Genomic DNA, 22,678 nt, shown 5'->3' on the forward strand with positions numbered 1-22,678 from the left:
TACGTCCTTTCTACCCGACGGTATTAGCTCTGGTGCCGGGATCCTCGAGTTGAGACTATCCGCGTACGACACGGGTACGTGGAAAACGACCCTCTCCCGCCATCGTGCCTCAGCTTCCCCATTCGACGGCGTCCGCCTCGAGTCGCCGTGTGAGACGTACGGAGTGGTTCTGCGGGCCGCTGACCGTCCGAAGCCGCACTACTCTTCCAGATCACGGCGTTCCGGATCGCACGGAAGACCGATGGGGTGGGAACAGTTGAGCCGAGAGCCGCCGATCGGTCAGATCGGATCGAACATCCACCGCTGATTATCGCCGCCCAGCCGACTCCACTGAATGACGTCGGCGCCGTTCTCGGTCGATGCCTCCAGCACGTCCGCGACGTATCCGCTGGCGTCGTTCTCGAGTCGATACGAGCCGTCGCCCTCGATAAGACGCCAGCGCTGATCGGCGGCGTCCCCCCAGGCCCGCTGGACCAGATTGGCCCCCTCGCTCGTCGAACCGTCCGCGACCGACAGCACGTGTCCGGAGTGGACGTTCTCCAGTCGGTAGGTCCCGTCGCCGTGCTCGATGAGCTCCCACTCCTGGCACGGATGACCGGTATCCGACCACTGGTTGACGGTCGCTCCCTCGGAGGTGTCTGCGTCCCCCACCTCCAACAGTAGACCGCTATTGACGTTCGAGATCCGGTACGTTCCCGCGGGAAGCGTTCCGTCACCACCGTTATCGCCGCAGTGTGTGCCGCTACCCGGTACCGGAGAGACCTCGCTCGGCGTCCCGTCGCAGCCGATCACCGGCCAGCCATTCTCCCAGTCGATCCGATCCATCATGAGTACGCGCCGCGGGACGCCGTCGATAAACTCCGGGTCGTCCGCGTCGTACGCGTGATAGAGCAGCCATTCCGAGCCGTCGTCGTACGTCGTAATGTCCCCGTGGGCTGCGCCCGGGAACCGATCGGTACCGGTGAGGACCGGTGTCCCCTGGTTGTGCTCGTTGTACTCCATCAGGTCGACGCCGTTCTGGTCGACGTACGGACCGAAGAACGACTCGGAGCGACCGACTTCGTACTCGTACGTGCTGCTGTGGCCTTCACAGCAGGTCCCCGTCGAAACGAACAGGTAATGATAGCCGTTGCGCTCGTGGTGAATCGTCCCCTCGTAGGCCTCGCCGGCAACCTGCGTGACCGTCGTCATATCGACGTCCCGCAGGTCGGGCGTAAGCTCCGCGACGTAGATTCCCTGAAAGCTCCCCCAGAAGAGGTACGGTGTCCCCTGGTACTCGACGAAGTAGGCGTCGATGGTTCCGCCGCCCGTATCACTGTCCCCGATGACCTGTCCGTGATCGGTAAACGGCCCCCTCGGCGTCTCGGACGTCGCGAGGCCGATACCGAACTCGCCGCTCTCCCACGGCCGCGGCTCGAGCGAGTAGAACAGGATCCACTCGTCGTTGTAGTAGTGGATGTTTGGTGCCCAGATCGAGCCGTCCGTCCAACCGGGTCGCGCGTCGAATGCCTCGCCCACGTAGGTCCAGTTTACCAGATCCGTCGAGGAGAGGATCGGAACGAGCAACTCGTCGTCGGTGTTCTCTCGATTCATGTTCGTTCCGTACGCCCACCACGTCCCGTCGGCGGCGCGGTGGACTTCCGGATCCGGAAAGTGTGGCTCGTGCAGCGGGTTGTAGTAGTGGTCTCCGCCATGATCGGCACTCCCTAATCCACTCGATCCGAGGATGCCCGCGGTGCCGATCGCTCCGGCGCCGAGTGTTCGTAGCACACTGCGTCGATTCGGTTCACTGCAACCGTTATTCTCCACCATGCGAACAAACATCATATGCCTGGATACTTATAGATTTTATAATAATATAATAATTTATTTAGTGTAGATATCATCTGAAAAGCTAGAGTAGATATTTTAAGATATTCGACCTATTCGGAAAGATAGTCCTTTCGAACGAGAGCCAAGAGATTCTCTATCAGAGTGAAGTATTCTTCTACAAAGAACAGAAGCGAGTACTATGCCACGGTGAGTGTTACCTGTCGACAATCAATTTGAGTACACGGTCATCAACTACGCGGTCGGTCAAGCGCTTCACAGTCCGCTGGGGGTGGAGGCGGCCCGAACTCGGCGAAGTCCGATTGCGATATTCAGTGAAAGCCGGCGCTCATCGCGATACGTACTTCTTTACAACTGTATTGATGTAATGATCTGATACCGATTGGCCGTTGTCTCACTGTGAGAGGGGGGGTGTCCGTGTTAACATTTTTATGCGCCCATATGAGATGCGTTGTGGTATTCCGAACAATAGCTTCGGAATATAGAACGCTATTCACAATATAACCTGTATCGATACGATGAACGGAGAGGCAACCGGAAGAGGAGTATGAGCGAGAATACCCAGGATAGACGAACTAACCCAACGAAATCGTCGCGCATACTCGATCACGTCGCATCGATCGATCCCGACCGACTGTTCTCGGACGACTAGCTCGAGTCGGCCCATCGCCATCGAAACGAGATGCACCGAGAATCGTCATGTTCATAGGTATTCGCTGATCCCCTACAGTAGGGTCGTCGAAGATCGGTGCACATCTCATCGTACTCGCGAACAACACGCAGTCGTAGCTCATCGAACCGATGTTCTGACGACCCAATTCGCTGACCGGGCTCATCGATCGCTACCGAACGCGTCGAATCCAGTCCGGACAGATACCATCACGACGTCGCAACTCGCTCGCGGTGCACTACCGACGCGCACTATTTGTCGGTTCGGACACGGATATTCACGCTGCGCTCAGTCGCTACGCTGCGTCACTATCGGTTCGTTCCGAGAGGTGCTATCGACGGGCGGAAATCGGGTCCGAACACTGGTCAATCGACCTGAATACGACGATTGTCGTAGCAATACTTTAGTGATTGCCGATGTTTCTGCCGATATGGAGTACAAGTGCTCCCGATGTTCCCAACCGATCGTGCTCCGACAGCACCCCTTGAGTTGCCCGCACTGCGGACATCCGCCACGACGCGGTGCCGACTAGTGTTCGTCCATCTCGACATCGCGTATCTGACGACGAAGCGTCAAGAACAGTACGGCGAGATCACCGAAGACAGTAGTGTTCCCGTTGCGTTCGTTCCAGACCGGTCGAACTGATCGATAACGGCCGATTTTCGGATCCGCTGCGATGGCTACCGTTCGAGCCGCCATTTCGACAACGACCGAAGCGATATCCGTCTGATCCACGGATCGGAGAAAACGCTCGAGCGGGTCGAAGCAGCCGTATTCAAGCGCGGATAGCGACGAGGCTCCGCTGTCGCAGTCGTCTCGAGACATCCTGTCATGTGTCTTGTGAGTGGCGCCGTCCACTTTCGATTCGGTTAGAGTTTGTAGCGCATGGGTGACACCGTGCGAGTTGAGGCAATTGGGTATTCATGAAACTACCATATCCGAATACTAGATACATGTTCGACATGTCGGTGTCGAACGAGCACGGTCGATAGATCATAACTGCTGCGGAAAGCTAATTCGTAGCCGACGGGTGGTAGACGGCAGGCTCACGTAGCGCCCGATAAAACCGTGATTCGACACACCGATCGGTTCTACTGGCAGTATACCCTCTTGATCTAAACTAAATGATTTCCACTATATTTATCTCTAATCGATTCAATCGACAGTATATCCCGCAACAGTTCCCAGTGCTTCACGAGAAACACGACACCAGTGACGCAGCGTTCTCGTCAACTCAACTCCGCGGTTCAACGCTGTACTTCACGATCGCGACCGTCAATTTCGATACGAAAACGTGGGAATCAGAACGCTGTCGAATGTTGTTCGAGAGCGGTATAATAATACATATAACAGATTTGGAATAGTTTCCGGAATGTCGATCCATCAACTGCCGAGATGTGATCGCAAAGCTACGTGTACTGTTGGAATCGGTCGACCTAACTAATACAGCACAAGACTCACCGATGTCTCGAGGGATGATTTTAACTGAGTGCTTAGGATCTCATATGTGTGTTTTCCAATATATCTACAAAGATGTCCTTCTATGCTACCTCAGGTGTTGGATGATTATGGGAACTACCCATCAGAAAAGGATCAGCTTTGATGGTTCAAGGAATGGCCGTCGTCGTTTCGCTTTCTATCAAGGCAAATCGTCATGATTATTTTTCTCGCCATAGCAGGGGTCGTATGGACGTCTACGGTATCATCGGGAATCCCGTTGAGCACTCACTGTCGCCGCCGATGCACGAAGCCGCCTTTCGCGAGCGCGGAATCGACGCCACGTACGTCACCTTCGAGGCCGATCCGGATCGGATCAAAGAGGCGTTCCGCGGCGCGGAAGCGCTCGGTGTCGACGGTCTGACCGTCACGCTGCCGTTCAAACACGACGCCTTCGAATTCGCCGAACCGGACGAACAGATCCGCCGAGTCGGGGCGGTCAACACGATCGATTTCACCGAGAGCGGCCCCGTCGGGTACAACACCGACATGACCGGGACGCTCCGCGCCTTCGAGCATCACGACGTGGCCCTCGAGGGCACTCGTGCGGTCGTCGTCGGTGCCGGCGGCGCCGCCCGGGCGCTGGCCTTCGGATTCGAAGAAGCGGGCGCCGACGTACAGATCGCCAACCGGACGGCGTCGAAGGCTCGCGACCTCGCCGACGAGGTTCCGGGGGCGACCGGTCACGGACTCGAGGCCCTTCCCGACCTGATGGCCGACGCCGACGTCGTCGCCAACGCGACCAGCGTCGGGCTGGAGTCCGACGAGTCGGTCGCGCCGGCCGACGCCTGGCACGGGGATCTCGTGGCCTTCGACGCGGTGTACAAGCCACTCGAGACGCGGTTCCTGAAGGATGCGGCGGCCGCCGACGCTCGGACGATCGACGGCGCCTGGATGCTGCTGTTCCAGGGCGTCGACGCCTTCGAGACGTGGACGGGCGAGGACGCGCCGGTCGAGACGATGAACGAGGCGCTTCGCAGTCACCTGTAATTCGCGCTCGGCCGACGACTGCGAACTGCGAACTGACCGTTCGAGCCCCTAATTTCGCTTTTTGCGCTGGTCGCCGGAAAACGTGACTCGTCGACGGACGGCAACTCGAGACCGTTGTTCGGACGCGTCAGCGATCGTCGCGACGGTGATAGCGAGCAGACGCGAGCTTCTGACTTGCTCAGACGTCAGCGTTCGACTCGAGGATCCGCTTGCCGGCGATCAGGAACCAGCCCTGTCCGTAGAGGTTGATCGCCTGCGGGGCTTCCGGGCCGCCGGGCATCGCCGCGTTGCGCTGGACCGCGCCGTCGGGGGTTACGACCGTCTTGGCCGCGCCGATCGCCTTCTCGGCGACTTCGCGGTACTCCTCTTCGAGCAGGCCGCGATCGACGGCCTCGGTGAAGGCGTAGGCGTACTGGAGGGTCCCCGACGTCTCCAGATACATCGTGTCGTCGTCGATGAGGTGGTGCCAGAAGCCGCTGGCGTCCTGGTACTCGGTCATGCTCAGGAGGTGGTCTCGGACGAGTTCCTCGAGGCGGTCGCGCTCGGGATGGTCTTCGGGCACGTAGTCGAGCGTGTCGAGGACGCCCGTAGCGAACCAGCCGTTGCCCCGTAGCCAGAGCGAGCCGTCGGGGTAACTGTTCGGCGTCTCGCGCCAGATGTGCCGGTAGAGGTCGGTCTGCGGATCGCGGAGGTGCTTCGCGTGGACCAGGATCTGGTCGACGGCCTCGTCGATCGCTTCGGGCGTGTCCGTGAGCTGACCGTAGCGAGCCATGAACGGACACATCATGTAGATGGCGTCGATCCACAGTTCGATGTCGTCCATGTGGTGGGTGATCCCGCCGTCCTCGCTTCGGGGCGCATCCTCGTGGAGGTACTCGAACTGTCGCCGGCAGGCCTCGAGGTAGGAATCGGGGCCGCCGTTCTCGTAGGCCTCGAGGGCGAGGACGGCGACCGCTCCGGCGTCCGGAATGGGACGGAAGATGCGGTGTTCGTCCCACTCCGGGACGACGTCGATCGATCCGTAGGCCATCAGCCCGTCGCTCGACTGTGATCGGACGGCCCAGTCGATATACCGCTCGGCGATCTCGGTGTGTTCGCCGTCGTCCGTCGCCAGCAGGCCGCGGAGCACCATCGGTCGTTCACCCTGGATGAAATCCTCGAAATCGAGATCGAGCGTGTACTCGGCGACGGTCGGGAGCAGTTCCGCTAACGGTCGTTCCATGGACATACGGGGATATGTGACGGATTATCACTTAAGGTTATAGATGTCGATCAGTCAACGATCATCGAATCGATCCCTTATGTCGTTCGGACGTGAATCGACACACTCCACGCTGACGAGGGGAGCTATTGCAGCTATTGCAGCTATTGTACTTATTGAAGCTATTCTCCCTACTGTGCCGATTCTATCGATGGTACAGATCGTTTCCGAAAAAGTTTCAGCGGGAATTCTCGAGCGCTCCGCCATGTAATCGATCGAAGAGTCGATCATCCCTACGACAGCGACGACTACGTGGCCGGCCGAGAGACCTCGAACGTGCTGATCCCCGGTGGCGAACGCGGGAGCCGGGAATATCGAACAACAACGGATCTCGCTACCGAAAGAACGGCTATTGGCGCCGTAAATCGATAGAACTGCTCGGAGATATCCGGTTAGAGGATCCGCGTCTCGGCACACGCCATGCTGTTTATTACATGCGTATGTCTGTAATGGTTCGTGAGCAGGGAACCACTCGTACTCGACGGTCTCGACGTGATGAAAGGGCTACCAGCGGCGTCACCTCACGCGAGCTGGTGCGAGCGGCGGGCGAGAACTCCGCACGTTCGGCCGTGGCGACCGCAACTCGAGGTTCCCTCTTTTGTCAGTCGGAAGTGACGGACGCCTGCACTGCTGAGGGAGTCACCGATCGCCTGCTCTCGTTCGACGGATTGCAGTCGGGACCGGTGGATGTTCCCCTTCTGAGGGTAGAGTGCAAATCACATTGTAGACGGAACGGCGATCTGAACGATATTTCGGTAGCGTTCCTTTCGGTTGAATAGCGCCGCTACCTTCGCTACCAGCGTGACGCTCTAAATTGGACTTACGGTCGTACTCGTTCAAGTGGGGAACGTAGCGAGTTCGGACGATTGCTTGAGAGTCGATCGAAAGGAGCTCGCTCGCCAGAGATCACGTACCATAGCCCTGCTACCCTACTGTCGGCTCAACTTCCAGGTGTCCATATTCCGTATAGCACTATGTGGTTTATTTAGATAGGTCTTCTACCGATAGCGTCTGGAACGCCCGATATCCCAGGTATCGTCGAAATTAGAGCAAACATACGATCCTTCGGGAACGGACGATTGCTCCGCCGTCGATCACCAAGGAAGCCGACCGGCAAATCCTGAGACAATTCACGAACGAGGCCGGTATCGAGGTCGACGGCGAGACGACGCGACTGATCTTCGACGTCGCGTTGTTTGGTCGGAATGGCACAGTGACACCACAAGCTCACTATGTGCCACTCCCGGATAGCGGCAGGAGCGTTGGAGATAGTAGCAGTTAACCCGCTACCGCCCTCTATTTTAGTTGATGTCTGATTCCGACTCTCTCGACGAGAGCCCACCGTCGTTGCTCGGTCGACTCCTCTTCGGGAGTGGACTTGCAGCACTCGCACTCCGCAACTTGACGAATCTCGACGGAAGAATTGCCTATGCAGAGGCCAAAGGCGTCCCCCTCGCAGACAAACTCGTTCCAGCCTCGAGTGGTCTCCTCCTCGGTGGCAGCCTTGGCGTCGGCCTCTGGAAACTCCCCAAACTGTCTACAGCCAGTATCGCCACGTTCTTCATTGGTGTAACTCCGGTCATGCACGATTTCTGGGCCGTCGACGAGGAGTCATACGACCAAGAACTCACCTCGTTCCTTCAGAATCTCGTGCTCCTCGGCGCTGCAATCGCTTTCTTCAAGCGAGCACGGCAAAACTAACAGCAAACGGTTTTACCTGGAGTAACCCGTCTCGGGCACCACTCTATCATTTTACGGAAGACACTGAGATACACAAGCTGTCAGCGGTCATCGCCGTACCTCCGTCCCTGCCCGGAAGCCCGTGACGTCGTCAATACGCTCTCTGAGTGCTTCGATTTCATGTCGCAGCCCCCGCTTCTGCCTCCTCGCTGGGGGCAAGTCGATCCTTCAAGCCCTGGAGGCGTGACTCCTTGACATCGTCGTCGACTTCCGCCTTGCGAACGTATTCGCTCTTCTCGATCTCAGAAACATCGGACTCGGTGAACGCCGTCACCTCAAGTGTTCCGTCGACCTTCTGGCGGTCAACGCTCATGACGCGTTCACAGTCGATCCTTTCCGCCTCGAGTGCGAGCACGGCAGTCATCGCGAGCGTCGCGACGGCAAGCCAGAGGGCCGTTCGAGCGGCCGTCACTCGGTATTCTCGAAGGCCTCCTCGAGCCGGTCTCGCATGAACTCGCGTCGATACTTCCGTCGTTCGGCTTCCGAGAGGTAGTTTTTTAGGATCACGCTTGCGTCAGAACTCCCTTGGTCGCCCGCAATCACGTCGAGATTGCTTAGGAGGTCGTTCATCGCCTGATTGTACGTCGTATACCAGAACCGCCGCCCCATTTTCGACGTCGGCCAGTCCCCACGAACGCGGACCTCCGCTCGTTCGGCCAGCCGTTTGAATCGGGCCTGTACCGTCTCACCGGTGATGTGGCCGCTCGAGGACTTTCGCGACGGGAAGAGGTAACCGTTCCAGTCACGATCGTCGCTTCCGAGTGCGTCGACGCGGTCGGCGAGTTCAGGAACGCCGTAGATCAACGCGACCGTGCCCGGTCCGTTCTTCCGTTCGTCGAACGCGATGTGTGGGTCGTCGCCCTCGAGTACGAGCTGGGAGACGTGCAACGATGCGACCTCGCTCCGGCGTAGCCCCCATGCGCACAGAGCAAGCACGAGGAGTTCCTCGTCCGGGCTCTCGACAGCGTTGTACAGTTTTCCGACTTGGTCGCTCGAGAGTGCAGGGTTATCCTTCTCGTCGTCGAGTTCTCCCCGCCAGATATCGTCGTGGTCGACGTTCTCGGCCGGGTTGAACGGCGCCCCGTGGCGTGTCTCGAGGTGCTCATACCACTGCCGAATGTCGCTCAGATACCGGAGTTTCGATTCGGGGCTCTCGAGTTCGTCGTCGAGTTCGTACAGGACGGCTTCGACACGCCGGAGTTCGTCGTACTCGTTCTCCTCGTCCATCACGCGGTCGGCGATCGCCGCCGTCCCGTGGACTGTCTCGTACAGCCGCACGTACGTCGCGAGTCGGTAGCGTTTCGAGTCTGCGGTCGTCTCGGCGCGCTTGCGCTCGACCCGTCGCAGGAATGCCTCGAGCGCGTCGACCGTCGTTTCGTCGTCGATACCCCACTGGTAGGTATCGTCATCGTCAGGGTCTACGTAGCCGACGGTCGCGAGGAACTCGGTCAACGTCAGATCGTGGTGTTCGCGCAGCGCATACGCGATCCCACCGTAGCCAGCGTCGGCGACCTCCTGGTAGGTCGGCCGGTCGTCGAGTTCGATGCCCTCGCGTTGGAGGTTGGGTTCGACCTCGATGTTCCACGTCGTCTGGAGTTCCTCGAGGGACATCCGAGACCAGTTGATTTGCTCGCTACTCATCGTTTGATCCGCTCGAGAAGGGCGTTTCCTCTGGGTTGCTGGTATTCTAAGACGCTCATTTTCGTAGGTTCTGCTACAATTGACAGTCACATAAAAATATTGTTTGGTCGTGTGTCGCCTGCAGGACACACGAGATAAACAATATTCCATCCATCTGGCACCGGGAGTTCATATATCGCATATCGCTATACCATTTGACAGTGAGAACTCAGACTCGACCCGCGAAGTGAGTCGTCCGAAAACGACGGTCTCGAGAACGAACGAGACGGTTCGCGCTACAGCGAATCCCCGTTGGGACAGCGCATCCACGAACGAGAGACCGTGACTCACGGCAATTTCCCGATCGAGCACCCACGCTCGAGTCGCGCGTTCGGGTCGTTCATCCTGTCGACGCCAACGGTAGTCGGCTAGCGCTTCAACGAGTAGCAGATCCTCCGTGGTTTTTGGCATAGGCACCACAAGATCGTGCCGCCTCACTTTTCACGCTTAACGAAACAGCACCTTGGTAACACCAATCAAATTCTACTTGGTCTCGAGTTCGAGAAGTCCGAAGGTGGCGTCACGCTGTGACTACCGTTTGTCACCGGTACCCGGCAAGATCCGTTCACACGCGATGAGAAGGCGGCACAGACACGAGGTTCCGTTCGCCGAACACAGCTCGGTTAAAGCAGTTCAAGTGGGGAGAGGGTAGCTGTAAACAACGAAACGCAATGAAAACGACTTCGAGTTCGTCTCGAGCGATGCGAACACAGGGAGACGTTCGAGTTAGGAATACGTGATGTTCAGTTCGATCACGTTCGTCGCCCGTTCGAGCAACGAGGGAATCTCCTCCTCGAGTCGCTCGTCCTGAATCCGCGTCGTCGGTCCCGATATTGAGAGCGCCCCGAGGACGCGGCCCGTGTTGCTGCAGATCGGCGCCGCCGCACAGCGGAGCCCCTCGACGCGTTCCTCCCTGTCGAAGGCGATGCCCCGCTCCCGGACGTCGGCGAGCGTCTCGCGTAATTCGTCGCGATCCGTGATCGTGTCGTCGGTGACCGCCGGCAGGCCGTGCCGGGTGATGATTTCGTCGACGCGCTCTTCCGGGAGGTGAGCGAGGATTGCTTTGCCGAGGGCCGTACAGTGGAGGTGAACGCGCGTTCCCACGTGGGCGTCGACCTGGACGGCGTCGTCGCCGGCGACCCGGTAGATGTAGGTCCCGCGGCCGTGTTCCTCGACGAGGAGGTTCACCAGTTCGCCCTCTTCGTCGGCGATCTTGTCCATCTCGGGGCGGGCGATGTCGTACAGATCGCGCCGATTCCGGGCGTGGGCGCCGAGTTCCAGAAACCGGATGCCGACGTGGAACGTCGTCCCTCGTTTCACCACGTACTCCGCTTCCTCGAGCGTACTGAGGTAGTTGTGAACGTTGCTCTTCGGGAGATCGAGGTGGTCGGCGACCGCCGTCACGCCCGCGCCGTCGAGTTCCACGAGCGCCTCGAGGATGCGAAACGTCGTCCGCGTCGATTTGATGGGGTTCCTCGCTGTGGGAGACATTGGCTTGCTAGTATTGTTCATCACACAAAAACTTTGGTTCAAAATTGTGAAACGAAGGCTGAAACGAGTCGCCGTCGCGTCGCGACCCGAGCGTAATTATATACGTTCTCGGCTGGCAGTGGGCGGTATGGTTGGACGCGCGACGTACGACTACAGCGGAGAGTCCGCCGTCGTAACCGGATCGACGAGCGGCATCGGGCGCGGAATCGCGACGGCGCTCGCCGAGGCGGACGCCGACGTCGTCGTCAACTCTCGAACGGCGTCGGACGTCGACGAGACGGCGGCCGAACTGGACGAGCTCGGCGACGGCTCCGTCGTCGGCGTGGCGGCGGATCTCTCGCGAACGGACGAGATCGACCGGTTGATCGACGAGGCGATCGACGCGTTCGGCGAGATCGGTATCCTCGTCAACAACGCCGCCGTCTGGCCGGAAGAAGCGTCGATGGTCGATGCGCCCCTCGAGGACTGGGACGCGGCGATGCACGTGAACGTGCGTGCCCAGTACTACGCGTCGAAACTGGTCGCTCGACACATGATCGAGCGGGGTCTCGAGGGATCGATCGTCAACGTCACGAGCCAGACGGGCGACCGGCGGACCGGGGGACGCGGGCTGTACGGGACGTCCAAAACGGCGGTCAACGGACTCACGTGGCGGATGGCACACGAATTGGCCAACGAGGACATCCGGATGAACGCCGTCTCGACCGACGCGACTGACTCGAGGCAACTTCGCCGCGAGGCCGGTCGAATCGCCGCCGATCGGTCCGGACAGACGACCGAGGACGTGCTCGAGGAGTGGGCGGCCGAGCGCCCGCTGGGCCGCCTCGGCCGGCCGGCGGACGTCGCCGACGCGGTGTTGTTCCTCTGCAGCGACGCCGCCACGTACGTCGTCGGCACGATCCTGCGGGTGAGCGGCGGCGGGAACCTGCAGTAACGGATCCGGAACCGTCGGGTCGCGATATCGGCAGCGGTCCGCGAGAGCGGACGTCGCCGGCTCGGGTTCGGACGTGGAGAGCGGGACTCGAATCCGAGATGAGCGATCGGAACTCCAGTTGATCGCCGCGTTCGGAAGCCGGCAGTCAGGGGAAGGGATCGATCTACGATCGCTCTCCGGAGACCATCAGCGAACGGAGTTCGTCCGTCGAGACGTCGGCGGTGTTCGTCACCGCCGCCATCGATCCCCGATAGAGTACGCCGATACGATCGGCGAGCCCGAAGATCTCGTCGAGGCTGTGGCTGACGATGATGATCGTCTTGCCGTTTCGCCGCAGGGTGCGAACCGTCTCTTGGACGAGTTCGGTGGCGTCGACCGAGAGCGCGCTCGTCGGCTCGTCGAGGATCACGACGTCCGGATCGAACGCGAGCGCGCGGGCGATGGCGATCAGTTGGCGTTCGCCGCCGGAGTGGTAGGCGACCTCCGCCCGCGGATCGATGTCCCGCTCGAGGTGCGTATCGACGATCGTCGCCGCCCGCTCGTAGGTCTCCTCCCAGTCGACCACGGAGAACGGACCGACGCCTTTTCGGGGAAAGTTACCCATGAAGATGTTCGTCGCCACGTCGAGGTCGTCCATCAGCGCCAGGTCCTGGTAGACGGTTTCGATGCCCGCTGCCCGGGCTTCGTCGGGACCGTCGAAGGCCACCGGGCGACCGTCGAGGAAGAGCGAACCCTGCGTCGGCCGGTGGACGCCACAGAGGAGGTTCATCAGCGTCGACTTGCCGGCGCCGTTGTCGCCGACGACGGCGAAGATCTCGTTCTCGCGAACGGACAGGCTAACGTCGTCGAGCGCGACGATTCGACCGAACACCTTCCGGACGTTCTCTGCGGCGATCTTCGGACCGGCGTCGCCGGCGGTCGGCGCGTCGTCGGAGACGGTCGGCGCGTCGCTGCTCATGAGCTGACCCCCGCCGACAGGACTCGTTCGCGGATGCTCTCTTTCGTGTTGTACAGCAGGATCGCGAACAGGAGGACGACTCCGTTGACGACTTCGATGAGCGTCGGATCGAACCCGCTGACGTTGAGCGCGGTCTCGACGAGGCTCAACAGCAACACGCCGCCGAGCGCGCCGAGCAGTTTGCCGCGACCGCCGAAGAGGCTGATCCCGCCGATGATGGCGGCGGCGAACGCGGAGAACACCATGTCGTCGGCGATGTCGGGCGAGACGATCCCCGTGTAGCCGGTCAACAGCCAGCCCGCGAGCGCACAGAAGAACCCGCTCAGCGTATAGACCGCGATGATCGTTCGATCGGTGCGGATTCCGACGGCGCGTGCGGCCTCCTCGTCGCTGCCGACCGCGTAGACGGCCTGTCCGAACGCCGTGTACCGGAAGACCACCGCCATGCACGCGAAGGACGCGAGAAGGATTCCGATGGCGACGTACTCGTTACCCCCGGGCGCGACGTACCCCTCCGGAAGGTCCGAGATCGGTCGGGTCGTCAGGGCCAACTTCCCGCCGCCGAAGATGATGAGGAACGCCAGCGTCTGCAGGAAGGGGTTCATTCCGAGCTTCGCGATCATGATCCCGTTCGTGGCGCCGATCGCGGAGCCGACCGCGAGGACGATCGCGACGCCAAGGACGGGGTTCGAGACGAGATTCCACTCGGCGAGCACCATCGCGGTGAACACGGCGGAGAAGCCGGCGATGGCGCCGACCGAGAGATCGAAGTGGCCCGACAGCAGGCAGATGCTCTCGGCCAGCACGACGAGTCCGAGCGGCGCCGCCGCGAAGAGCATCAGTCTGAGCGCCATCGTGTTCGTAAAGACCCGCGGGACGGTCGCGAGTATCAGCAGCGAGATGACGGCCAGAATCGGCCAGATCATGTTCTCGAGCAACACCAGTACCGTTCGTTCGGGAATCCGTTCGAACTGCCGTGTGACGATGTTCGACGTACTCATAACACAGCGCTCGTTAGCCCCAGATATTCCCCCAGAGACCAGGGTTATCGACGTTTTCGGCGGTGACGACGACGCCGGCGGTCAGGACGTGCGTGTGCCCGTCCTGTTCGGTGACCTCGGCAGGCGCCCAGATCGGATCCGACCAGAGTTCGGCGCCATTGTGCTCGACAGGGTCGAACGAGTAGTCGTCCTCGGTGACGGTCTCGCCCGGTTGCGGGAGCGCCTCGTCGCCGTCCTCGAGGTAGTCGAGCAACTGTTTGATCGCCAGCGGAATGTAGAAGTGTACCGGCTGATCGACGGTCGCGTCGATGTAGCCGTCTTCGATCAACGGGTTCACGTCCGGACCGGCATCCGGTTGCGTGTGGACGATATGGTCGTCGTCGCCGGCGGGAGCGGCGAGATCCAACTGCTCGAGCGCGTTCTGGACACCGATCCCACAGGTCATGTTCGTCGCGTAGATCCCGTCCGGCGGATCGTTCGCGCTCAGGTAGTCCGTCGTCGTCGACTGCGAATCGTCGATGCTCCAGTCGGTCTGGATCGTATCGACGACCTCGACGTGGTCCTGCTCGCCGATGTACTCGTCGAAGCCGTCGGTCCGCGCGTTCGACTGCTGGTTGAACGCGCCGCGGACGTGCAACACGGAGTACTCCTCCCGGTCCGGGTACTGCTCCTCGAGCGCGTCGACCATCAGTTCGGCGCACGTCTCGCCCGCTTCGGCGTTTCCGAACGCGGTGAACGTCTTGATCGAGTCGGTCGTTCCCGGGTCGTTGACCGTGAAGACGGGGATGTCTTCCGCCGCGGCCTCGTCGATCGCGTCGTCGACCGCCTCGTCGAACGGCGCGGCGATGATCGCGTCGTAACCCTCGGCGACGAACTGCCGAATGTCGGTCACCTGCTGGGCCGAATCCTGATCGTGGCTGACGACGTCGTACTCGATCCCCTCCTCCTGAGCGTACAGTTTGCCCGCCTCGTAGAACGCGGTCACCCAGTCACCCCCCACGAGATGCTGTGAAACCCCGACCCGGAGCGAGCCGTCACCGTCGCCGCCCGTACACCCGGCGACCCCGAGCGCACCGACGGTACCTGCGGTGATCAGGCACTGGCGTCTGCTAGTGATGGGCATGCTACTCGATACAGTCACACCGACCCAGATAAATCTTGGTATTACATACCCCGGTTGTTGTTACATCGGACTAAACGGGATGAGAGTGACATTCGTACCGTCTTATTCATTCCTTCAGTCGTGAGAAAGTTTATTAATTGAGATGTTGATGCTGCGTGTATCGGGAGAGATAATGACACACGAGGACCAGTCTGCGGACCGGGACGACGGCAGGGACGCGAGTAGCGAGTACGAGGACGGAACGCCGCGGCGTCGGTTTCTCGCGACCGGCGGAACGCTCGCGATAGCGGCGGCGCTCGGAACCGGGTCGACGACCGCCCGGACGACATCGGAAACGACGGCCTCCCGAGCGCCGAAAACGATGGACCAGTTCGAGGACGCCGTCGAGAAGACGGTCGCGCGCGCTCGAGCGGTGATCGACGACGGCCCGTTCGATCCGGAGTGGGGCTCTCTCGCCGACGTGACGCAGGTCCCCGAGTGGTTCCGCGACGGCAAGTTCGGCATCTTCTGTCACTGGGGGCCGTACTCGGTGCCCGCGTACGCACACGAGTGGTACCCTCGCCAGATGTACAACACCGACAACGAGATCAACGACTACCACCGCGAGACGTACGGCGAACCGGACGAACACCCCTACCAGGAGTTCGTCCCCGAGTTCACCGCCGAGGCGTTCGACGCCGACGAGTGGGCGGCGCTCTTCGAACGGGCGGGGGCCAGATACGCCGGACCGGTCGTCGAACACCACGACGGCTGGTCGCTGTGGGACTCCGACGTCACCCCGTGGAACGCCGCCGATACCGGGCCCGAACGGGATCTGGCCGGCGAACTCGAGTCGGCGATCCGGACGCAGGGCATGCGGTTCGTGACGACGTTCCACCACTCGTACAACCTGATCGGCGAGGACGGCTACTTCTCGTTCGCCTACGAGAACTACCCGTCGGTCACCGAGGGCTACCCCGACCGCGTGCTGTACGGCAACCTGCCCGAGACGCTGCAGTTCGATACGTGGCTGGCGAAACTCGTCGAAGTGGTCGAGGGGTACGACCCCGACTTCGTCTGGTTCGACTGGGGGCTCCCCGAGATCCCCGAGGAGTACCAGCGACAGTTCCTGGCGTACTACCACAACGTGGCCGCGAGGCGTGGGAAGGAGGTCGTCACGACGAACAAGGAGGACGCGTTGCCCCTCGAGTCGAGCGTCGCCGACTTCGAACTCGGACGGCCGCGTCACACCCAGGAACAGGCCTGGAACGCCGAGTTCAAGGTCGCCGACGAGGGCGGGTGGGGGTACGTCGAGGACCGCACGTTCCACTCCCCGACGCGCCTGATTCACGTCCTGATCGACGTCGTCAGCAAGAACGGCCAGCTGCTGTTGAGCGTCGGACCGCGCGTCGACGGCACCGTCGAACGCGAGGAGCGCGAGCGACTGCTCGCGATCGGCGACTGGCTCGACATCCACGGCGAAGCGATCTACGAGACCCGTCCGTGGGACGCGTTCGGCGAGGGACCGACCCGCCTCGAGGAGGGCGGCGAGTTCATCGAGGACGTCGAGTACGGCCCGTCGGACGTGCGATACACCCGGTCGAAAGACGGGAGTACGGTGTACGCCATCGTCATGGGCTGGCCCGGCGCCGGCGAATTCGTCCTCGAGGGGATGACCGTCGATCACCCTTCGGCGGCCCCCGGAACGCCGCCGGGCCACGGCGGCTCACTGCCGGGGTGTACTGAGCCATCGGGCCGCGATCAGGGACCGCCGGGCCACGGCGGCTCACTGCCGGGGTGTACTGAGCCATCGGGCCGCGATCAGGGACCGCCGGGAAAGCGGCGGGGAACGGCGATCGGTTCGATTCGGCTGCTCGGGCACGGACCGGTCCCGTTCGCCGTCTCGGCGGACAGCCGCCCGGTGATCGACGTGCCAGACCTCGCCGAGTCGGCGCGCCCGAGCAACGTGGCCGTCGCGTTCGCGCTCGAGGGGTTCGACCTCGAGCCCTCAGAGAACGCCCACCGATAAGCCCCGCAGAGCATGAAAACCGTCGATACGCACACCCACGTGTGGGGCGAGCCGACCGACGAACTCCCCTGGGTCGCGAACGTGTTGCCGCCCGGGTGGACGGGGGCGTACACGCACCGCGACCTCGTCGCGGACATGGACGCCGCGGGGGTCGACGAGGCCGTCGTCGTCACGACGCCGCTGTACGGCCGCGGCGTGCGGGCTAACGAGTACACGATGCGATCGATCGAGGCCCACCCCGACCGCCTCTACGGCGTCGGCCTGCTCGAGTTCTTCCGGTCGGACCCGGAAGCGATCGTCTCCGCCCTGAAACGCGTCACGGGCCACCCGCGGATGCTCGGCGTTCGCATGCACGCCGCCCACGAGTACGAGGCGATTCCGACGACCGTCGATCGCTGCGGTGACTGGATCCTCGACGAGCGCCTCGAACCGGTCTGGCGGGCGGCCGGCGACCTCGAGACCTGCGTCTTCGTCTTCCCGAAGGCCCAGCAACTCGGGCACCTCGCGACGCTCGCCGACCGCTATCCGGAGACGACCGTCGTCGTCGATCACATGGCCTGGCCCGACGAGACCACGGATCCCGACGAGGAGCCATGGACCGAGTTCGAAACACTCGCCGAGTACGAGAACGTTGCCGTCAAGTTGAGTTCGCTGCCCCGATCGGCGACCGAGCCCTGGCCGTACGAGGACCTGCACGGTTACGTGACGAACCTCGTCGAGTGGTTCGGTCCCGAACGACTGCTACTCGGCTCGGACTACCCCTGGATGGACGACTGGGCCGCCTACGACGACTGCCTCTCGTGGCTCGAGACGGTCGAGACCCTCTCGCGGCGCGATCGGGCGTTCATCTCGCACCGGACGTTCGAGCGCCTCCGCGGCTGATTAGGGGCTACGGTTCGAACGACCAGATCTCCTCCATGTAGGGGATCTGGTCGCCGGCAGCGGCGTCGGCGTCAACGCCGTCGCGTTTGAACCGCGCCACGCGGCGCTCCCACGCCTCGACGGCCGGATCGTTCGCCATCACCTCGTCGTAGGCGTCCACGTCCGGACACTCGAGGAGACAGACTGCGATATCGTCGCGAACGAACAGCTGAAACGTCTCGACGCCGGCGCGCTCCATCGCGTCGGTGACGCCGTCAGGCACGTCGTCGTGGGCCTCGACGTACTCCGCCGTTCGCTCCGGATCGATTCGCTGGACGTAGACCGCTCGCTCCAGTTCGTCGGCCATACGAAACGTCTCGACGGCTACCGACACAAAGCTTTGCCAGCGTCGTGAGAGCGACCGTCGGTCCCGCGGTCGGCACATCCGTTCTCCCGTCGCGGACGCGCGGTCGTCGGTCGGGCTTACCACGAAGTGACGCGGACGTCGCGGAGCGGCCGGGCCAGGGGAATCTCGACCTGCCCGCCAGTGTGGTGTGAGAGGTAGAGACCGATGATGATCTCGAGGCTACGCGTCGCCTCCTCGCCCGCCGACCGGTTCGCCGCGCGTCCCTCAAGGACGTCGACGACGTGTGCGGCCGCGTTGCTGAACGCCCGTTCGTAGTCGTCCTCCCAGGTCCACGCGCCGTCGATGCCGGGCAGCGGTTCCTCGACGTGCTCGCCGTCGTCGAGTCGCCAGTAGCGCCACTCGCCGTCGTCGTTGTTCAGGTACAGTTTCCCCTCGCTGCCGATGAACTGGAGCGTCATCGACGAACTGTCGCGGGGAATCGTACAGTCGACGGTGACGAACGTGCCGTCGTCCATGACGACGAAGCCGCCGCCGCCGGCGTCGTCGACCCGCGTGCCGGCCTCGAGGCTCTCGACCGCCTCGTTCTCGCCGGTGATGTGCCCCGAAACGGTCTCGGCGCGAGCGTCGAGGAGGTAGACGAGCGTATCGAGCAGGTGCGTGGCGTTTCGAAGCAACTCCATGCGGAACTGCATCGCCACCGACTGGGGGTCGCCGAGGAGCCGCTCCTCCTGGACGAGCGTTCGAAGCTGCCGGAGCTTGTCGGTAAACCGAAACGAGTGGTTGACGACCAGTTCCGTCCCCGTCTCCGCGCAAACGTCGACCATCTCGCGGGCGGCGGTGACGTCGGTCGCGATCGGTTTCTCACACCAGATCAGCTCGGGGTCCGCGGCCGATCGAGCGGCGTCGACGACGTGTCGGTGATGGAGGGACGACGGCGTACAGACCGAGACGACGTCGAGCGACTCCGACTCAAGCATCGCCTCGTGGCCGACGTACCGCCGGTCCGGATCGATCCCCCACGCCTCGCCGAACCGCTCGAGTTTCGCCGCCTCGACGTCGGCGCCGGCGACGAGATCGATCTCGGCTTGCGCGTCGAAGCCACCGGCGTGACTGGCCGTGATCTTCTCGCGGCCGATCCGCTCCTCGTCGTGCATCCCGAGGATCCCCATGCCGGCGATGCCGCCGGTTCCGATGATGCCTGCAGTGTACGTCATCGGAGATCACTCGTAGACGTGCAGGTCGCCGGTCCGATGCTCCTCGACGTACACCCAGTCGTAGTCGACGCCGAGGCCCGGCCCGTCGTAGTGTTTCCCCGCGAAGTCCCACAGCGCGATGTCGATCGGTCCGATGCCCATCCGGTCGTCCTTCCGGAGCGCCCGCTTGATCTCGCTCCAGTGTTTCTCGCGCTCGAGCAGGTTCTCGCCGACGAGGTAGTCGGCGAACATGTTGATCTGGGCCGCGCCGGGCGAGTTCCCCCCGACGTACTCGCCGGTGAGTCCGGCGTCGGTGTGGATTTTGATCCCGAACAGCTTCCGCCGCGTCGTCTCCCCGGGTTCGGAGACGAGATTGAAACCCTTCCGATCGGTCCCGACATCCTCGAGCGGGTACTGAAACTCGCAGCTCTCGATTCGCGTTATCGTCGGCGCCATACGAGCCGTCCAACGACCAGCACCATAAGTTTCCCTGAGACGGAACGCTCACGGAAAGAATGGCGCACTGCGGGGTAGTGAACGCTCGCGTTACGTAGTGATGAACGTCCCCACCCGCGGATTCGCGCGACCGAGAGGGGACGAACCGGTCAACGTACGCGCTCGGCCTGCAGAAACGCCGCTCGGCAATCCGTTCGTCCCTCGGGATCGTAAATCGATTCCCAGTACGAGAGCCGTTAGCGCGGCCGATGAGAGAGATCCGTGAACCAGAGCCATTCAACGATGATGAACGCATCGTACAACCCAGTGCTAGGATCGAACGCGTCGCTCCGTCCGTGCGCTTTGCGACGCCTGCCGAGTATCGGCGCATCTGTTACAACAGTATGGTTGTAATAGTGTGCGAAAAGGTACCGAGACTTCGGGCGAGGAACCGACGTGATCCCGTCGTCGCACCGACGATCGACGAACCGGCGAGACGACCGCGTTTATCGATGATGAACGCCGGGGCTCGCAGTTCGTTGACCGGTACTCGACGCGGCCGTATTCGGTCTCGTCGCCGGAAACGGGCCGAGAACCGGATAGGGCGGGAGACAAGACGAGATCAGATAAGACGAGTCGGGACGAAACGAGACCTCGTCCCGTCGGCCGCGACGAGATCGGTTCGACGCTACTCCGCCCAGAAGGCGTCGTCCGGCGTCGACTCGAAGATCGCGCGGTCGAGAACGTCGATCCCCTTCCCGAGTCCCTCTCTGGCCGACGTGAGCGAGTCCTCGTGTTCGATCGAGAGCGCGCCGTCGTAGTCGACCAGTCGAAGGGCGGAGACGACGTCCTTCCAGAAGTTCTCGCCGTGGCCGTAGCCGATCGACCGGAAAAGCCACGAGCGCTCGGCTTCCTCGGTGTACGGTGCCGTATCGAGGACGCCCTTCTCGCGGGCGTTGTGATCGTAGACTTTCGTGTCCTTCGCGTGGACGTGGTGGATCGCGTCGCGGTTCCCGAGCAGTCGGATCGCCTCGGTGACGGAGATCCCCTGCCAGAGCAGATGCGACGGGTCGAAGTTCGCGCCGATCCGGTCGTCGGTCAGTTCGCGCAGTCGGAGCAGCCCGCGGGGTTCGTACACGAGCATGTTTGGATGCATCTCGATCGCGACGTTCACGTCGTGATCGTCGGCGAAACCAGCCATCTCGGTCCAGTACGCCTCGGCGACGTCCCATTGATACTCGTGAGCGTCCCGGTGTTCGCCCGGCCACGGCGCGGTGATCCAGTTCGGAACCTCGTCGTTCGGTCCGCCGGCCGGAAGCCCCGAGAACGTCGTCACGGTGTCGACGCCGAGTTGCGACGCGAGGCGGATCGCGCCGCGGAGTTCCCGGTCGGCCCCCCGTGAGCGGTCGTCGACGGGGTGAAGCGGGTTGTTGTGGGTGGCGAGCGCCGAGATGTACAACCCGTGTTCCTCGAGGCGGTCCTGCAGTTCCGCTTGCGCGTCGGGATCGTCGAGGTACTCGTCCTGCGGGAGGTGATCGTCGCCGACGAAGCCGCCGCAGGCCAGTTCGACCGCGTCGACGCCCCGCTCCGAGAGGTACGCGAACGCGTCCGCGAGCGATTCGTCCGAAATCGACGTCGTGAGGACTCCGGTGTCCATGCGAGACGGTCACCGGAGACGACCAAAGTTCTTGGGGAGGAGATAGAACGGTGAGCGCGCGGGCTTATTCCTTGAGCGCCCCCTGGGTGAGTCCGCTGACGATCCGTTCCTGAGCGATCATGACGAGTATCGCCATCGGAATCACGCCGATGATGCTCGCGGCGGCCATCAGGTTGTACGCGACCTGCTGTGACCCCTGGAAGGCGAAGATCCCGTGGAGGACCGGCGACCAGCCCTCGACCGTCCCGTTCACCATGAGATACGAGAAGAAGAACTCGTTGTAGACGATGATGAACGTGAGGATGCCCGCCGTCGCCACGCCGGGCGCGGACAGCGGAACGATGACGCGGCGGAGGGCGCCGATCCGCGTCGATCCCTCGATGCGTGCGGCGTCCTCGAGACCGTCGGGAATCTGTCGGTAAAACGTCGTCAGCAGGAAGATAATCAGCGGCATGGTGATCGCGCTCAACGGCATGACGATCCCCCACGGCGTGTTGTAGAGCTCCGGCGACTCGAGCCCGATGAGCGTCACCTGGCCCGTGAACAGGCGAAAGAGGGGGATCAGGAAGGCGACCGGCGGGAAGTAGGAGATGACGAGGATCCCGAGCAGGAGCGGCGTCCGACCGGGGAAGTCGTAGCGACCGAAGACGTAGCCGGCGATGCTGCCCACCGTCAGGACGATGATCGTCGACAGCGAGGCGATGATCACGCTGTTGAGCATGTAGAGGTGGAACGGCACGACCTCGAAGACCTCGAGGAACGCGCCGGGGTTGAACCCCTTCGGGACCACGCCCATATCGGCGATCGCCCGGTTCGGCGTAAGCGCGAGGACGACCAGCCAGTAGAACGGGAACAGCGAGATGGTGAGGAAGAACCCGATCCCGGCGTAGGTCAACCACTGGTAGACGGTGTCGGGATCGCGGATCGCTCGGTGGGCTGTGCGGTCGATCACGGACTCGGTATCGCTGGTTGCGTCGCTCAC

Annotated in this window: 16 protein-coding genes and 2 pseudogenes; 5 read left to right on the forward strand and 13 right to left on the reverse strand. The window is 62.2% G+C overall.

From position 1 onward, the window contains the following. Positions 1-279: 279 nt before the first annotated feature. Positions 280-1,812, reverse strand: coding sequence for a family 43 glycosylhydrolase (locus tag C477_RS16905; protein ID WP_083870313.1), 1,533 nt, complete (start codon positions 1,810-1,812; stop codon positions 280-282). 2,374 nt (positions 1,813-4,186) lie between these two features. Between C477_RS16905 and aroE the strand changes: the two genes are divergently transcribed. Continuing rightward, positions 4,187-4,987: a shikimate dehydrogenase gene (aroE, locus tag C477_RS16915; RefSeq protein ID WP_008895748.1), complete on the forward strand. Its 801-nt coding sequence runs from the start codon at positions 4,187-4,189 to the stop codon at positions 4,985-4,987. A 178-nt stretch (positions 4,988-5,165) separates the two neighbouring features. Here aroE and C477_RS16920 read toward each other — a convergent pair whose 3' ends face one another. Continuing rightward, complete coding sequence (locus tag C477_RS16920) at positions 5,166-6,215, reverse strand: glycoside hydrolase family 88/105 protein (RefSeq protein WP_049914628.1); 1,050 nt, start codon at positions 6,213-6,215, stop codon at positions 5,166-5,168. Between the two features lie 1,341 nt (positions 6,216-7,556). Here C477_RS16920 and C477_RS16925 point away from each other — a divergent pair. Further along, positions 7,557-7,949, forward strand: a complete 393-nt coding sequence (locus C477_RS16925; RefSeq protein WP_008895750.1) for a terminal quinol oxidase — start codon at positions 7,557-7,559, stop codon at positions 7,947-7,949. Between the two features lie 87 nt (positions 7,950-8,036). On the opposite strand, the pseudogene C477_RS16930 reads toward C477_RS16925, so the two are convergent. The 3 genes and pseudogenes from C477_RS16930 to C477_RS16940 all read right to left on the reverse strand — a co-directional run. Continuing rightward, a pseudogene (locus C477_RS16930) lies at positions 8,037-8,334 on the reverse strand (hypothetical protein); the annotation flags it as partial. 62 nt (positions 8,335-8,396) lie between these two features. Further along, positions 8,397-9,629: a tyrosine-type recombinase/integrase gene (locus tag C477_RS16935; protein WP_008895752.1), complete on the reverse strand. Its 1,233-nt coding sequence runs from the start codon at positions 9,627-9,629 to the stop codon at positions 8,397-8,399. A gap of 765 nt (positions 9,630-10,394) precedes the next feature. Further along, entirely contained in the window at positions 10,395-11,159 is a 765-nt protein-coding gene (locus C477_RS16940; RefSeq protein WP_008895753.1) for an IclR family transcriptional regulator, read from the reverse strand. 127 nt (positions 11,160-11,286) lie between these two features. Between C477_RS16940 and C477_RS16945 the strand changes: the two genes are divergently transcribed. Then, positions 11,287-12,093: an SDR family NAD(P)-dependent oxidoreductase gene (locus C477_RS16945; RefSeq protein WP_008895754.1), complete on the forward strand. Its 807-nt coding sequence runs from the start codon at positions 11,287-11,289 to the stop codon at positions 12,091-12,093. Positions 12,094-12,256: 163 nt separating this feature from the next. Here C477_RS16945 and C477_RS16950 read toward each other — a convergent pair whose 3' ends face one another. The 3 genes from C477_RS16950 to C477_RS16960 are packed head-to-tail and all read right to left on the reverse strand — an operon-like array spanning position 12,257 to position 15,175. Continuing rightward, a complete protein-coding gene (locus tag C477_RS16950; RefSeq protein ID WP_008895755.1) occupies positions 12,257-13,051 on the reverse strand; it encodes an ATP-binding cassette domain-containing protein in 795 nt (264 codons plus the stop codon). After that, positions 13,048-14,052, reverse strand: coding sequence for an ABC transporter permease (locus C477_RS16955; RefSeq protein WP_008895756.1), 1,005 nt, complete (start codon positions 14,050-14,052; stop codon positions 13,048-13,050). Before C477_RS16955 ends, C477_RS16950 begins: the two co-directional genes overlap by 4 nt. Before the next feature lie 13 nt (positions 14,053-14,065). Continuing rightward, positions 14,066-15,175, reverse strand: a complete 1,110-nt coding sequence (locus tag C477_RS16960) for a sugar ABC transporter substrate-binding protein (RefSeq protein ID WP_083870315.1) — start codon at positions 15,173-15,175, stop codon at positions 14,066-14,068. Positions 15,176-15,347: 172 nt separating this feature from the next. On the opposite strand from C477_RS16960, the gene C477_RS16965 reads away from it, so the two are divergent. Continuing rightward, complete coding sequence (locus C477_RS16965; RefSeq protein ID WP_008895758.1) at positions 15,348-17,183, forward strand: alpha-L-fucosidase; 1,836 nt, start codon at positions 15,348-15,350, stop codon at positions 17,181-17,183. A gap of 12 nt (positions 17,184-17,195) precedes the next feature. Then, complete coding sequence (locus C477_RS16970; RefSeq protein ID WP_008895759.1) at positions 17,196-18,065, forward strand: amidohydrolase family protein; 870 nt, start codon at positions 17,196-17,198, stop codon at positions 18,063-18,065. A 7-nt stretch (positions 18,066-18,072) separates the two neighbouring features. Here the strand turns inward: C477_RS16970 and C477_RS16975 are convergent, their stop codons facing one another. From C477_RS16975 to C477_RS16995, 5 genes and pseudogenes are all read right to left on the reverse strand, one after another. Beyond that, positions 18,073-18,411: an L-rhamnose mutarotase gene (locus C477_RS16975; RefSeq protein ID WP_008895760.1), complete on the reverse strand. Its 339-nt coding sequence runs from the start codon at positions 18,409-18,411 to the stop codon at positions 18,073-18,075. A gap of 116 nt (positions 18,412-18,527) precedes the next feature. After that, the gene (locus C477_RS16980; protein WP_008895761.1) at positions 18,528-19,625 is read right to left on the reverse strand and encodes a Gfo/Idh/MocA family protein; all 1,098 of its coding nucleotides are present in this window, start codon (positions 19,623-19,625) and stop codon (positions 18,528-18,530) included. Positions 19,626-19,703: 78 nt separating this feature from the next. Continuing rightward, positions 19,704-20,060 (reverse strand): annotated as a pseudogene (locus tag C477_RS16985) (mandelate racemase); the annotation flags it as partial. A gap of 667 nt (positions 20,061-20,727) precedes the next feature. Then, complete coding sequence (locus C477_RS16990) at positions 20,728-21,696, reverse strand: sugar phosphate isomerase/epimerase family protein (protein WP_008895763.1); 969 nt, start codon at positions 21,694-21,696, stop codon at positions 20,728-20,730. 64 nt (positions 21,697-21,760) lie between these two features. Further along, on the reverse strand, positions 21,761-22,678 hold the full coding sequence (locus C477_RS16995; RefSeq protein ID WP_008895764.1) for a carbohydrate ABC transporter permease: 918 nt from the start codon (positions 22,676-22,678) through the stop codon (positions 21,761-21,763).

The organism is Haloterrigena salina JCM 13891, from assembly GCF_000337495.1.
Taxonomy (GTDB): domain Archaea; phylum Halobacteriota; class Halobacteria; order Halobacteriales; family Natrialbaceae; genus Haloterrigena; species Haloterrigena salina.